Here is a 14,731-nt window from a genome sequence, read left to right as displayed (position 1 = left end):
GCTATGGATTAGTACTAAATGAGAATACGTCGGAATATACTTCTTTTGAGGTTGCTGAATCTTTTACCAGGATTTGGTAGTAATAATTTTTGTTACCAATTAAATTATTTATAAAGACTCCGTATCTGTTGAGGCTCATTTGATTAGCCTGTATAATTACTAGTTTTGAATTTTGGAATAACTGTGTTTTACTTTCAGCAAGTCTTACAATTACTTCCTGATATGGATATTGCTGTAGCGTAAATTGTATGTTATAAACGCCCTGATTATGCTTTACTTCTGGATTAAGTTGAGCAAAGGCATCAATTATAACCTCTTTGCCATCTTTTTTACAGGAGCTCAGACTTAAAATGAAGGCAAAAAACAAGAAAAAAATCAGTGGCTTAACGCCCTTTTTGGATTGAAATTTCATAATTTTTTTGATCTGCAAAGAGGTGATGTTTATTGTTGTAAAGGAAAAAGTTACCGATATGTACATTTGAAATATTATTTTTAAAATACACCGGATAAAGCTTTCGCTCATTTAGGTCAAATATTCTAAAATCATTTTCGGCTACGGACATCAGAATTTTCTGGTCATATATAGTTATGTAGCGAGCTGTAAAGCTTTCTGGAGAAACTAGAGTTCCTCCCTTATAATACTCCTCTAAGCTGAAATTATCAGTAACCCTAAAAATTGCAAAAGTGGCACTTACTTTAAATCCCTGATCAAAAACAGGAACCAACCCTAATAAATACAACTGATTATTGATGGAAATAAAATGATAGTTTTTTATCTCTTGAGAAAAGAAGTTTCTTCGCTCAAAATTGTTGTTAGATTTATTATAGTGATATAGATAATTATCTATTTTGCTGGGAGTCATGGGGCTAGGTGCACGATCATTAACTATGCTGTATGTTAGATATAATTCTCCTTTGTGAACAAAATAATTACTATTTGTTATGATACGGCTGCTGTTAGGGTAATGTTGATCCTTAAACGCAAAGATACTCCATTTGCTATTTCCTGGCTGGTATGCATAACCTTGGGGATAACTGTAATATTCTGAATATTTTTCCGGATCGGGCAAATATCCAGCGGGCAATGGACTAAAAAAGAGTTTTCCATCAAATTCTAGCGCTGTTGGTTGCGCAAGAGCAGGATTTATAGTTCCATCTGGGATACCCTCTAGCTCTACCAGTCTTTGTTCAGGATCATTCCATTTTGTAACCTGTTTATTAAAAAAGTAATATAGTTCATTATTAAATACTGATGGAGCATAGCCACGTAGGCTTGTAAGCTGAAGACTCATCCAATAGCGATCACCATCGTAAATGAATGGAACTGATTGAAAAAATATTTCTTTGCCCTGGTAATAGCCTTGAACTGCATAATTCATATTGTTTGCAGGAATAATGCCCTTTATCGTCAGTTTGTACTTAGCCCCGGAAATTTGTGTTGGATAATTTAAAACTGCGGTTCTCAGGTTAACCTTAATTTCAAGCTGAGATAGATTAATATTCTGTAAGTTTTCACCTTCTATATCGATCGTAAAGTTCCCTTTTTCATCGTAATTGATGCTTGGACTTTTAATCACCATTGCATATTTCTCTGCTTCTTCTGTCAAAGTTTTTAAAGTATATTCCTTAACATCGGTTATTTGTTTTCCATTAATTTTATAAAAAATCTTGAAAACATACTCAGAGTTAGGTGTTAAACTTTGGAGTGATAGCGCCAAACGATCCTTTTCTCTTATAGCAAGAATTGTAGTTTGTGACGCCGGATCAGCTTTTTTATAGTAGGTAATACCTGTTGATTCATATCCAAGATGGGATAGGTTATAATTGATGTCTATTTGCCGCGATGTAATTAGTTCTATGAATAAATTTTCTACAGCGGTTTTTTGTTCAATTGATGTAGTTTGTTTTTTACAGGCGAGTGCTGAACAAAAAAGCAACAAAACAATAAGCCATTTATATCTTTCCATCTAAGCCAGTTTTAATGAAAATAAAATTTTTGTTTGAGTAGGTGTAGGTTTGAACATAAGCTAAGAAAAGATTATATGTGCCATCAATATTGCTTGTGATTCCGCTTACACGATGATAGGGGATATCTTTGTAAAACAATTTCGATTTGATGTTCATATCTTTATCAAATACGTATAGCCCTGAATAGGTAGCAAATCCACCTCCATCAACCTGTCCGAGTAATACAATATCACCATTGGTGTTAAAAAAGGCCTGATCCGCTAAAAGATAATCTGAAGTTTGATTTTTCTTGATTACATTCCCTTCCGTATCGAATTTGAAGAATCGTAGAAAATTATAGCTATAGTTTTTACCAAATAAGTATAATTTATCTTGATTGTCAATAAGAAGGGCAGACATATTGAATCCATAATTATATTCGCCAGGTAGCGTTCCATCAAATAGAAAACTTTTGATGAATTCGCCTTCAGGATTGCATTTATGAACCCTTATGTTTGCATAACTATCGTTTCGATCTCTAAAAATGTAATAAATATTTCGTTTCGAATCGATTTTAATATCTCCGATTGCGCCAGGACGATCGATATTCATTCTATTCCAAAGGAGAGACAAGTCTTCTGGATTAATAGCCATTAGAGACCCTTGTTGCGTTCCAATAATAACCTGCTGATTGGATGCGTAATAGATTGATTGGAAAGAGGGTTTGCTCAGGTCATCACCATATGCCTTTTCCAAAATAATTTCACCGTTAGCAATAGAGAATTTAATCACATAGTTTTGTAAGAACATCAAACCTTCCTGGCCATTGTTGTGCAATGCTAAAGGCATAACACCGCCAATTGTTGTATTAGAAACTTTCTGACGAAGTAATTTATACCACACCATATTACCATGAACATCTGTTCTGAAAATCACAATTTTAAAAGGATCATCATCAAAATATCCCTCATGCTGAAGAAGCTTTACCAACAAATGCCCACCGTCTGGCAATTTCTGAACACTCGTATTGCCTCCAATTACTGAAAATTGATGGATACGGTACTCCTGATAAACACTTAAACCAGCGTTGGAAGGTGATAGGGTGCTGGCTGATAATGCATTTGATGTTTGCTTACCTTCAGTTGTTGAGGCCACAACCTTAATCTCGTATTTTTGCCCTGCACTTAAATTAATTAAACTGTATTTATTGGCAGTCAGAGACTCAATAATTTTTTTATCATTTAGATAAATAGTGTAGGTAACCGGTTTGTAGTGAGTGTTTTGTATAGGTTTCCACTGAATCTCAATAAATTCGTATCCTGCTGCAGATACTTCTGGTTTCAACTCAGAAAATTCTTCAATATGTTCAATGAATTTGTCCTCCTCGGAAAAAACAGATTCCTTTTTACAAGCAGATAATAAAACAGCCACAATCAGGCAAAAGAATGGCATTCGGCAAGAACTGAGCATAAGTAAGCGTTAACTATAAATGTTTGGTTTGATGAGCAAAAATATAAATTAATCTCATTTCTCAAATAGCGATGGCGACAATCGATAACCACTCACACCATTTGTTTTAGCAAAAAGTAGTTTTATACAACCGGTAGATTTGTATTTGTTGAAATAATTAACAAGATTAATCAAAAAACCTAAAAATTAAAATAGGATAACTATATTTGCCGCTTCTTGCTCCCGTAGTTCAATGGATAGAATTATGGTTTCCGGTACCATCGATATGAGTTCGAATCTCGTCGGGAGCACCAAACGAGACATTCAGTACAATCACTGGCTGTCTCGTTTTTTTTATGCCATATATTCTGTCCCATAAGTTTTTTATAGCGTTAGTAATACACAAGTAATGGGTATCCCCTGCTAAATGCCTTTCTCTATGGCTTAAAAAAATAAGACAAACGTTTGCGCGTAGTTTTTATTTTTCTTTTAATAGAAATACGAATACATTAGAATGATATTTTAAACTACAAATTTGTAGTTTAAATTTTATTACATATTAAGATGACCTGTTGTGTCAATCTAATAATGTCGTGTTTTAACACTTCGAATCGTGTTGCGCTAAGTGTTGGTTACCAAGCAAATAACTCCAAATTTCTAAAAGTAGAAGTTTGGATCTCTTAACCAAATAATTTACTAATCCTAAACATGAAAAAGAAACTAGTACTCCTGACCACTTTGGCAATTGTAGGCTTTTCTGCCTGTAAAAAATCTGCCGTTTTATCAGAAGAAACGCTCAAGATTGAAAAAAAAATGAACACTGCAATTGCACTTTCTGCAACCCAAACCAATGTGTTTGATGTGGTAGAAAAAATTAATGCATCAAATGAGAGGGATCGCTTAAAAAATGGATACTATTTAACCGATTTTACCGCTACAGGTTTATATATGGCGGGTGGCGACACCTTAAACATCACCGTGCAGCAAACAACCGGTACCCGCTTACCAAAATTACTCATTGGTACATATTCCAGATATGGTACCTGGAATACACAGCCTACAGTGGTTCAATTAACCGCTGGCACCAATACAATTACAAATGCTGTTGGCGGACTACTCTGGATCAGATATACCAATTCTACCAACGGCTCTACAGCTAAAGTAACCTTTAATTCGGGCTACCAATATGCTCCATATTTCAAGCTTGGTGTAACCACCAACTCAGACTGGATTAATCAATTGCAGACTTACACTACTCCAGATGTGGTTTTAGAAGGCTCTAATTGTTTTATTGTTGTATCACGTACAAAAGCAATACAATACCAAACGGAGGATCAGAGCGCCATTTTAAACAAAATCACACAGGTTATTGCGCTGGAGGATGATTTAAATGGTTTAGATAATTCATTACCCGTACATGCGAAAAATGTACATACTTATCTTTTAGCCCAGCATGAAGATCCCGCTTATTATTTTTTCGCTTACGATTACCGTACGGCTTATATCACTTCCGACGTAAATGCCATTTTAACTTTAGGCGGTGTAGGCACCAATGGATGGGGATTGTGGCATGAACTAGGACACCAGCACCAAATGATGTGGAGATGGGGAACATTAGGTGAGGTTACCGTAAATCTTTACAGTTTGCATGTGCAACGTACACTTACGCCATCAATTAACAGGCTGGTAAACGATGGTGTGTGGACTAAAGCTTTTACCTATTTAGGAAAAACTGCCGGAACTAAAGATTATAATGGATCAACAAGTTATGCTAATCCTTTAACTGATCTTTTTGTAAGGCTATGTATGTTTCAGCAACTAACCCTGGCTTATGGAGATAACTTTTATCGCACCCTAGCCAAAGATATGCGTGTTGAAAATCCAACATTTGCAAACGACGATGCCAAAATGCGCTGGTTCATGCTTAAGGCTTGCAATATATCGGGCAAAAATTTGAGCAATTTCTTCCAAAAATGGGGATTGAATTTATCAACTGCTGCGGCTACCGCTCAAATATATTCGGATATGGCCGCCTTAGGTTTATCGGCACCAACCACAGATCCCTCAACTTTACAGGATAATGTTACCCCAATAGCAGAGCTAAGTAAAACCGGATGGAGTATCAATTCCTTTAGCTCTGAGGAAACCAGTGGCGAGGGGGCAACAAATGGTAGGGCGGTTAGATTAATCGATGGAAGTGAAAGTACCTATTGGCATTCAAGATGGACCACCACCGCAACCAGTTATCCGCATCAGATTGTAATCGACCTCGGCTCATCAAAATCAGCCAAGGGTTTAAGTTTAGTTCAAAGAAGCGGATTAAGCAGAGCGATTAAAGACTTTCAGGTTTTAACGAGTACCGATAATGTGAATTTCACCGCAGTAAACAATTATGTAGCTCAAAATGCTGCCGGGGTACAGCACTTTGCTTTCGGTAGTACCAAAACATTAAGGTATTTGAAAGTAATCGCTAATTCAGCACAAGATGGCTTGCAATTTGCTTCTTTAGCAGAACTCGGTTTATACAACTAATCAGATAACAAAAAGAGGGGAGATATGAGCCCCTCTTTTTGTTTAGTATTCATGATGGAAGCTCACTTCGCTTCACCGGCTTTACCAGAGTTGAAAAATATTGTTGTTTCTGATTTAAGTTATTGCTTGTTTATCAAACGATTGCGCAGTGTTTGTTTTAGCCGGTTTAGGAATTCAATTTCTTTCTCAGGAGACTAATGGTTCTGTGAAATCAGAAAAATTCCACCTTCCTTTATTTATTTACTATTAACGATAGCTTGATGTTAAAATTTTCTGCGCGCTCACCGGTAGCAATAATCGTATAGATCTTGTCTTTCTCAATTTTAACTTTTTCCAATGTTGCAACAGTAGCCTCGCTCCCTGTTTCCTTAAGATCAAAACTGATCTCACTAACAGCCAGTAGGTTTTCAAAGCTTGTAGATGTTTTGTATGGACGGTTGTTAAATAAAGCAGGTTTACCTCTTTCATTTAAGCTGAGGTTTTTTAATCCCGGACTAAGATTTACAAAGCGGATTTTTGCATTGTCAGTAGCGGGGCTGTTCAGGTTATCTTCAGAAAATAATAAGATGGGTTCTGCTGTACTTCCACAGAGAAATACAGAATAGTCTCTGGCTAAAAACTCGAAAGAACCCGTGCCAATGGTAGCCCCGGAAATTGGGTTCACCACTTTAATTTCCATTTTTCCAGGTTGAACCTCATTGTAGCCGCTGTGTAAGGCATCGGTTAAACTGGCTTTTTTTGTGCCATTTACATAAAAATCAAGTTTATTGAATGCCAGCAAACCATTGTTAAAGGAAACCGAAGCAGTGCTTCTGGCCGGAACCTGTTGAATTTCTTCTTCCTCTTTTTTGCAGGAAAGCAATGCTGTAGTAATTAAAAGCATGGCTGTAAGGCTTTTAACGAAGGGGATAGTTTTTCTCATCATAAAATAAGGATCATGTTTAACCCCTAAAACGAAAACTTCCTGCACTACGCTACAGCATCAATAAAAATCACTTCCTATATTCACTAATGAACCAATTCCCAATCGCACTAAAGAACCATACCTTTAAAGATGCGCCTGCGCGAGAATGACGGATTAGTGATAGTGAACTCGTAACCCATAACGCCTTTAACCACGAAGAACACCGAGATAAAAACGAAGCACACAGAGTAAGGCTAGCTTACAACAACTGAGGGGATTAGGCATATTGACCCGAAACTCTCAACACATAACCCACAACACTATCAAGCTATAGCAGAGAAAATAAGCAATGCTAACAATCACCCTCCAGCCCCTCTAAATTAGGCGGGGAGAAGGACTGTGATTCGACCAAATAGAAGCCCTGCCCAATGAACCAATGACAAATGAGCCACTGGCTAATGAACTAATGACTAGTGAACCAATCACTAATGAACCAATGACTAATACACTATTGCTACCCAATGATTGGCATTTTTGAAAATAAAAACGCACCTTTGCGAACCGAGAAATAAAGGTTTAGGCATGTAATCATTATAGTTTTTTGTTATGGAAGAATTGGTTGTAGAAGAGATTCAGGAACTGCTTGAAAAAGAGAATGATAAAGCATTGAAAAAGTATCTCGATCAACTGAATATTTCAGATGTAGAAGAACTTATCGATGAATTGCCTCAATACGCTGCCAAATTTATAGAAACCATTTCGCTCAATCGGGCAGTTAATGTGTTTCGTATTCTCGATTTCCCTACACAGGAGAGAATTATTAAAAAACTTTCAGGCAACAAATTAAATCAGATTATTAAGGATTTACCTCCTGATGATCGTACCGCTTTATTTAGTGAATTAAAAGGCGATGTGGTAAAGAAAATGATTACCCTGCTGCCTGCTGAAGAACGTACTGAATCGCTTGCCTTACTGGGTTATAAAGAAGATAGCGTTGGCCGTTTAATGACCCCAGATTATGTGGCCGTAAAGCCCGAGTGGACTGTGTCCAGGGTGTTAGCGCACATTAGAAGATACGGCAAAAACTCTGAGACCATCGATGTAGTCTATGTGATAGATAAGGAAGGAGTTTTATTGGATGATATTCGAATCCGTGAAATTTTATTGGCCGATCCCGAATCTAAAATAGGGGAGCTAACCGATAAACGCTTTATCTCTCTCAAGGCTAACGACCCACAGGAAGATGCCATTAATATTTTCAGAATGAATAACCGCGTGGCTTTGCCCGTGGTAGATGAAAATAATATTCTGCTCGGTATTGTAACCGTAGATGATATCCTTTGGATCGCTAATGAAGAATATACCGAAGATATGCATAAGATTGGGGGTACTGAGGCCCTTGATGAGCCCTATCTGGATATGCCGATCTTAAAGTTGGTAAAGAAACGTGTAGGTTGGCTAATCATTCTCTTCTTTGGTGAAATGTTTACCGCAACAGCCATGGGCTATTTTGAAGGCGAAATAGAGAAAGCAGTGATTTTAGCTCTGTTTGTTCCATTAATTATTTCCAGTGGGGGTAATAGTGGCTCGCAAGCTTCAACATTAATTATTCAGGCGATGGCTTTAGGGGAAATTACCCTTTCAGATTGGTGGAAGGTAATGCGCCGTGAATTGATCTCAGGACTCTTGCTAGGCCTGGCGCTAGGTTCTATAGGTTTTTTCCGTATTTACGCATGGACCTTATTTTCCGACATGTATGGGCCACATTGGTTTTTAATTGGCTGTACTGTTGGCGTAGCGCTCGTAGGCATTGTGCTTTGGGGCTCCCTGGCTGGCTCAATGCTGCCTATTTTATTAAAGCGCCTTGGTGCCGACCCTGCATCTTCTTCAGCGCCGTTTGTGGCAACGCTTGTAGATGTAACCGGTTTAGTTATTTATTTCTCAGTCGCCATGATGTTTTTGAAAGGCGTTCTACTTTAAAATTTTAGCAATGGAAAAGAAAATTACAACACTCTTTACCGACATCGGAGGAGTATTATTAACCAATGGATGGGATAGAAAGGCCCGGGGAGAAGCTGCGGTATTGTTTAACCTCGATTCGGTAGATTTAGAAGAACGCCACCACTTAACATTTGATACTTACGAGGTGGGCAAATTAACATTGGACGAGTATTTAGAGAGAATTGTCTTCTTTGAAGAACGTTCCTTCAGCTATGAGGATTTCAAGGCATTTATGTTTAGTAAATCACAGGCCTATCCCGAAATGATTCAACTGATTTGTGAACTGAAGAAAAAATATAACCTTAAAGTGGCTGTAATTAGCAATGAAGGTCGGGAGCTTAATCAATACCGGATCAACACCTTCAAGCTAAATGATTTTATCGATTTCTTCATCTCATCAAGCTTTGTACATTTCCGTAAACCGGATGCAGATATTTTTAAGGTAGCCATAGATATTTCACAAAGTGACCTAGCTACCAGTTTATATATAGACGATAGGATGCTTTTTGTACAAATTGCCGAAAGTTTAGGCTTAACAGGCATCCATCATGTAGATTATGAAGATACTAAAGCTCAGCTAGCTGCTTTCGGTTTATCAATTTAAAAACCTTGCTCGCTTTTGAGTTGTAAAGCACGTTGTAAGAAGCCCTGATGTCTCAGCTTTTCTTCCGCTTGGTTAATAGCGGTAAAAAGGTTATGCTCATTGCTCACAATTTCTGTTAATATCTGGATCATAAGCCCCCAAACGGGCTTCATCTTAACAATTAAGGCTGTTCCTTGAGCTGTAAGCGCTAAAAGTCGTTTTCGTTCATCTACTTTGTCCTTCTGCGATTGGATAAGCTGTTTCTGCTCCAGTTCTTTCAACAAGCTGATGGTAGATGGATGAGTATAACCAATTTCGGATGCAATTTCCACCACGCTCAGAAGCGGTTTATGGTGCAAAGTATAAATAACAGGAAACCATTTGGGTTCAAAATCAATATCAAAAACCTGGTAAAGCATTGCGCCATCTTTTCTAAGTTGCTCACTCAATCGCTGTAAACGAGTAGATAGGGCTAAAATGCCTGATTCTTCAATAATATTCATTAGCTTACCTGATCAATGTTAAAGTGAAAAATTCAGTATCCACACTCATTAATGGGAATTTAGCAGGAAGGTCTTTCTTTTCAATAGCAGTAAAGCCATTTCGCTCATAAAATCTGATGGCAGCCTGTAAGATTGGAACAGTGCCTAAATAGAGATTCCAGATTTTATGCTCCTCGCAGTATGCCATTAAGGTGTTTAAAAGCTTTTGGGCAATACCGAATTCTTTACCTCTAAATTCTTTTTTAACGAACATTTTTCTAATAGCAGCTTCATGTGTATCAAACTTGATTAGCGCTATCGTACCTACCAGCTCGCCATTAAGCTCAGCACCCCAAAAAGAACCACCACCCTCGTAATAGTTTTCCTTAATATTCAATAAATCCGGCTGGTCATTTAAAGTAACGGGAACATTAAATTCTTTTTGCTGTATAGGTAGAATGATATCTATAACCTCCATGGCACGCTCATTCCCGATCGGATTAATTTGCAAAGTCATATAAATGAAAATTTAATACAAAACAAAACTACGTAGTTAGCTACATAAAAACAATACAAATCATTGAATTGACTTTTTTACGACAGAGGACCCATGGTTCGTGACTCACGGACCATGTTGAATCCACCGCTTCATACCTTAAATAACAAAGCCGCTTTTTTGAGGAAGCGGCTTTGTTAATCGTTAGATTTAATTAAACGTTAAATCTGAAGTGCATGATGTCTCCATCTTCCACTACGTATGTTTTTCCCTCTACGCCCAGTTTTCCAGCATCTTTACAAGCATTTTCTGAGCCTAATGTTACGAAATCATTGTATTTAATTACTTCTGCTCGGATGAAACCCTTTTCAAAATCGGTATGGATTACACCTGCCGCCTGAGGAGCAGTGAAGCCCTTAGTAATGGTCCATGCTCTAACTTCTTGCACACCAGCAGTGAAATAAGTATATAAGTTCAATAATTTATACGCCGCACGGATAAGTTTATTAACCCCCGATTCATCTAAGCCTAAATCAGCTAAAAATTCCTGACGTTCTTCATAGCTTTCCAGTTCAGCAATTTCCGACTCAATCTTCGCAGAGATAACTAAAACTTCAGCTTTTTCATCCGCTACGCTAGCCTTAACCAAATCTACATATTTATTGCCTGTAACAACAGAAGCCTCATCTACATTACAAACATACATCACAGGTTTTTGAGTGAGCAAACCCAAATCAACGATGAATTCGAAATCCTCATCAGAAAGAGGAGCTGTTCTTACAGATTTACCGCTTTCTAAATGTGGCTTTACAACAGAAAGGATTTCAAAAGTACGTTTTGCGTCTTTATCACCTCCGGTTTTAGCCATTTTTTCTACTTTTTGAATACGTTTATCAACAGTATCTAAATCTTTCAACTGCAATTCAGTATCAATAATCTCACGGTCGCGAATCGGATCTACAGAACCATCAACGTGGATTACATTTCCGTCATCAAAGCAGCGTAGCACGTGAATAATGGCGTTAGTAGCACGAATGTTTCCTAAAAACTGATTACCCAAACCTTCACCTTTCGATGCCCCTTTCACTAAACCTGCAATATCTACAATCTCAATAGTGTTTGGCTGTACCTTGTTTGGTTTCACCAATTCAGCTAGTTTAGTCAATCTGTCATCAGGTACAGTAATTACACCTACGTTAGGTTCTATTGTACAAAACGGAAAGTTAGCTGCCTGAGCCTTTGCGTTTGATAAACAGTTAAAAAGCGTCGATTTACCAACATTAGGTAAGCCAACAATACCACATTGTAATGCCATCTATATATAATTCTTTGTCTATTTTTTAATTCTTTGCTCGTTTTTCCTCTACCGCACGTCCACCCTCATCAGCTTTTGCCTTTTAGCTTTAGTCTTTCCACTTTCCACTTTCCACTTTCCACTTTCCACTTTCCACTTTCCACTTTCCACTTAAAAATCGGGCAAAGATAAGCTTTTAAAATCTTTATTTAAACTCATCCGCTTGCAGCAGAGGTATATTTTATCTAAGTTTAACCAAAATTTAGCGTATTAAACATGGAAGAATTTGAAGAACAACAGGTGCAAGAGGTCAAATTGGTGGTAACAGAAGAAATGCGCAGTTATATTTATGAAACAACAAAGTGGACCAGGTTATTGGCCATTATTGGATTCATTGTATCTGCATTTTTAATTATTGGGTCTTTCGGAATAGGGGCTGCAATAACCGCTAATCCTGCTATGTTAGCTCAATTAGGGCCACTGGCTGGCATTGGTGCCATTGGGATAACTGTTTTCTATCTCATATTAGCCCTTTTATATTTTTATCCTAGCCTATTACTGTTTCGCTTTTCCAATAAGGGAAGCCACGGTATTTTATATGGCGAGCAGGGAAGTTTAAATGAGGCCATGCAAAATTTAAAGTCTTTATTTAAATTTTGGGGCATAGCAACCATAGTGATGATTGTGGGTTACTTATCATTTGTGATGATTTTTGCCGCAAGCATGGTGAGATAATTAGCCAATCGGCTATTCTAACCGATTCATAAAAAAAGCCTTTGTGATGAACAAAGGCTTTTTTTATGAATTATATAATTTAAAAAGAAAAATCGTCAGATGATTTTGTAACATGCTCACCATTTTCTGAATATTCGTAACGTTTTTCTACAACATCCTGGTGAGATTTGATGTAATCAACAGTTTCGTTAAGTCCTTCTGCAAATTTTTCGAAATCTTCTTTGTATAAAAAGATTTTATGCTTTACAAACACGCCGTCTTCTAATCTTTTCTTGCTCTCGGTTACAGTTAAATAATAATCACCCGAGCGAGTAGCCTTCACATCGAAGAAATAAGTTCTCTTACCTGCTCTTACTTTCTTTGAAAAAACTTCTTCTCTTTCCTTGTTGTCGAATTCTCCCATGGTTGGTATTGATTGTGGTTTTTGGTTTCGGTAAATATAAAGCAAATATTTAAAGTTCAAAATACAATTTTAATACAATTTAAATAGTTCTGCTTTCTTCTTCCAAAAGTTGGTTGTTATAAAGGGTAGTATAAGTGCCATTTAAGCTAAGTAGCTCGCTGTGTGTGCCCTGTTCAATGATTTTGCCATCATCAAGCACTAAAATCTTGTCTGCATTTTTAATCGTAGAAATTCGATGCGCAATTAAAATACTGGTCTTCCCGTTCATGATTTTGCTCAGATTTTGTAAAATCTCTTCCTCCGTTTTAGTGTCAACAGCCGAAAGACAGTCGTCGAATATTAAAATCTTTGGCGATTTAATCAATGCCCTCGCAATAGATACACGCTGTTTTTGCCCGCCAGATAGCGTTATACCACGTTCACCAAGCATGGTTTCAAACTGCTCATCAAATTCAATAATGTTATTATAAACCGACGCATTTTTGGCTGCCTGATGTACTTCTTCATCTGTTGTTTGATCGAGCCCAAAGGCTATATTATTTTTAATAGTATCTGAGAAAAGGAAAACTTCCTGAGGTACAAAGCCAATTTGACTGCGATAGTTTTTTAAGTGAAGCGATTTTAACGGAGCCTGATCAATTTTTATTTCACCCTGCTCAACATCATACATTCGCATAATTAAATTGGCCAGAGTAGATTTTCCCGAACCCGTTTTGCCTATAATCGCTACAAACTCGCCGCTTTTAATCTCAAAATTAATATTTTTCAAGGCTTGTATGCCTGTATCGGGGTAGGTAAAACTAACATCATTAAAACTGATATTCCCTTCCAACACTTTTTCATCTGTAGTTTTCGATTGAATATCTGAAGGGATGTCTAAAAATTCATTGATCCTTTTTTGTGAGGCAGCAGCTCTTTGTATTAATGAAGTTACCCATCCCAACATGGTAACAGGGAAGGTTAATTGGTTGATATAAATGATAAATTCAGCAATATTGCCCGCAGTAATGCTGCCATTAATAACCTGGATACCACCAACATAAATAGTGAGAATTGTACTCAAACCAATTAAAAGAAGCATGGTAGGGTAAAAAAGTGCCGATACTTTTACCAAACTCATCGAATCTTTTTTATAAGCGTTACTTTGTATAGCGAACTGATCTCTGGTGTAATCTTCCCGTACATAAGATTTAATAATCCTGATTCCGGAAAATCTTTCCTGCACAAAACTCGACAACTCAGAAAGGCGCTCCTGAATTTTTCCACTCTTCTTAAAAATGAGCGTATTTACATAATATATAATAACTACGAGAATAGGTAAGGGGAGAAGACAGTATAATGCCAGCTTGGTGTTTACATCAAACATAGACCAGATGATTAAAACAGAAAGCACGAAGGTGTTGGCCGTATACATAATGGCCGGACCAACATACATCCGCACTCTATTGACATCTTCAGTTGCCCTGTTCATTAAATCGCCAGTATTGTTTTTGCGATAAAAACCTAAACTTAAGTCTTGGTAATGCTGGTAAATGTCGTTCTTCATGTCAAATTCTATGTGCCTCGACATGAGGATGATGGTTTGACGCATGAAGAATAAAAACAATCCACGCAGTAAGTACAAGGCGATAACCAGGAAACCAAAATACAAAAGACAGTTGCTAAAGATATCGTAGATAACTTGTTGGCGATCAAAGCCATTAAACATTCTGTAGATCTGGATGTTCTCTGTAATGATATCGAAGGCATAACCAATAACCTGTGCCGGAACTACCCCAAAAATGTTAGAAATAACAACGAAGAAAATACCCGGAATAATCCACCACTTATATTTATAGAAGTATTTGTTTAAATGCCTTAGATGTTTCATGCAGGGCAAACTTAGATATTTATGATAGGAATTTT

General features: G+C 37.2%; 13 protein-coding genes and 1 tRNA gene. 5 read left to right on the top strand and 9 right to left on the bottom strand.

All coding sequences use genetic code 11. The annotated features are described in order from the left end of the window. Position 1: 1 nt before the first annotated feature. The 3 genes from BMX11_RS02205 to BMX11_RS02195 are packed head-to-tail and all read right to left on the bottom strand — an operon-like array spanning position 2 to position 3,399. The gene (locus tag BMX11_RS02205) at positions 2 to 430 is read right to left on the bottom strand and encodes a hypothetical protein (protein WP_139180112.1); all 429 of its coding nucleotides are present in this window, start codon (positions 428 to 430) and stop codon (positions 2 to 4) included. Next, positions 384 to 1,967, bottom strand: a complete 1,584-nt coding sequence (locus BMX11_RS02200) for a hypothetical protein (RefSeq protein ID WP_090880729.1) — start codon at positions 1,965 to 1,967, stop codon at positions 384 to 386. The genes BMX11_RS02205 and BMX11_RS02200 overlap by 47 nt, the downstream gene beginning before the upstream one ends. Then, positions 1,954 to 3,399: a fibronectin type III domain-containing protein gene (locus BMX11_RS02195; protein ID WP_090880726.1), complete on the bottom strand. Its 1,446-nt coding sequence runs from the start codon at positions 3,397 to 3,399 to the stop codon at positions 1,954 to 1,956. Before BMX11_RS02195 ends, BMX11_RS02200 begins: the two co-directional genes overlap by 14 nt. Before the next feature lie 236 nt (positions 3,400 to 3,635). Between BMX11_RS02195 and BMX11_RS02190 the strand changes: the two genes are divergently transcribed. Together BMX11_RS02190 and BMX11_RS02185 are read left to right on the top strand one after the other, a co-directional pair. After that, positions 3,636 to 3,710 (top strand) — tRNA-Arg (locus BMX11_RS02190). 394 nt (positions 3,711 to 4,104) lie between these two features. Continuing rightward, positions 4,105 to 5,928, top strand: coding sequence for a M60 family metallopeptidase (locus BMX11_RS02185; protein WP_090880723.1), 1,824 nt, complete (start codon positions 4,105 to 4,107; stop codon positions 5,926 to 5,928). 232 nt (positions 5,929 to 6,160) lie between these two features. On the opposite strand, the gene BMX11_RS02180 is transcribed toward BMX11_RS02185, so the two are convergent. Continuing rightward, a complete protein-coding gene (locus BMX11_RS02180; protein ID WP_139180111.1) occupies positions 6,161 to 6,853 on the bottom strand; it encodes a DUF4397 domain-containing protein in 693 nt (230 codons plus the stop codon). A 585-nt stretch (positions 6,854 to 7,438) separates the two neighbouring features. Between BMX11_RS02180 and mgtE the strand changes: the two genes are divergently transcribed. Both mgtE and BMX11_RS02170 read left to right on the top strand, forming a co-directional pair. Further along, positions 7,439 to 8,812: a magnesium transporter gene (gene mgtE, locus BMX11_RS02175; protein ID WP_090880717.1), complete on the top strand. Its 1,374-nt coding sequence runs from the start codon at positions 7,439 to 7,441 to the stop codon at positions 8,810 to 8,812. A 10-nt stretch (positions 8,813 to 8,822) separates the two neighbouring features. Next, positions 8,823 to 9,437, top strand: a complete 615-nt coding sequence (locus BMX11_RS02170) for an HAD hydrolase-like protein (protein ID WP_090880715.1) — start codon at positions 8,823 to 8,825, stop codon at positions 9,435 to 9,437. Here the strand turns inward: BMX11_RS02170 and BMX11_RS02165 are convergent. The 3 genes from BMX11_RS02165 to ychF form a co-directional block, all read right to left on the bottom strand. Further along, complete coding sequence (locus BMX11_RS02165; RefSeq protein WP_090880713.1) at positions 9,434 to 9,919, bottom strand: MarR family winged helix-turn-helix transcriptional regulator; 486 nt, start codon at positions 9,917 to 9,919, stop codon at positions 9,434 to 9,436. The two genes, BMX11_RS02170 and BMX11_RS02165, sit on opposite strands and share 4 nt — an antisense overlap. 4 nt (positions 9,920 to 9,923) lie before the next feature. Then, complete coding sequence (locus BMX11_RS02160; protein ID WP_090880710.1) at positions 9,924 to 10,415, bottom strand: GNAT family N-acetyltransferase; 492 nt, start codon at positions 10,413 to 10,415, stop codon at positions 9,924 to 9,926. Between the two features lie 193 nt (positions 10,416 to 10,608). Next, on the bottom strand, positions 10,609 to 11,709 hold the full coding sequence (gene ychF / locus BMX11_RS02155; protein WP_090880707.1) for a redox-regulated ATPase YchF: 1,101 nt from the start codon (positions 11,707 to 11,709) through the stop codon (positions 10,609 to 10,611). Between the two features lie 255 nt (positions 11,710 to 11,964). Between ychF and BMX11_RS02150 the strand changes: the two genes are divergently transcribed. Beyond that, positions 11,965 to 12,423, top strand: a complete 459-nt coding sequence (locus BMX11_RS02150; RefSeq protein ID WP_090880705.1) for a hypothetical protein — start codon at positions 11,965 to 11,967, stop codon at positions 12,421 to 12,423. A 79-nt stretch (positions 12,424 to 12,502) separates the two neighbouring features. Here the strand turns inward: BMX11_RS02150 and BMX11_RS02145 are convergent, their stop codons facing one another. Together BMX11_RS02145 and BMX11_RS02140 are read right to left on the bottom strand one after the other, a co-directional pair. After that, positions 12,503 to 12,826: a DUF3276 family protein gene (locus BMX11_RS02145; protein WP_090880702.1), complete on the bottom strand. Its 324-nt coding sequence runs from the start codon at positions 12,824 to 12,826 to the stop codon at positions 12,503 to 12,505. A gap of 79 nt (positions 12,827 to 12,905) precedes the next feature. Next, positions 12,906 to 14,696 (bottom strand): ABC transporter ATP-binding protein, encoded by a 1,791-nt coding sequence (locus tag BMX11_RS02140; RefSeq protein ID WP_090880699.1) that lies wholly within the window; start codon positions 14,694 to 14,696, stop codon positions 12,906 to 12,908. Positions 14,697 to 14,731: the final 35 nt, after the last annotated feature.

The sequence above is a fragment of the Pedobacter rhizosphaerae genome, from assembly GCF_900111155.1.
GTDB classification, from domain to species: Bacteria; Bacteroidota; Bacteroidia; order Sphingobacteriales; family Sphingobacteriaceae; genus Pedobacter; species Pedobacter rhizosphaerae.
This window is presented reverse-complemented; position numbering and strand designations above follow the sequence as displayed.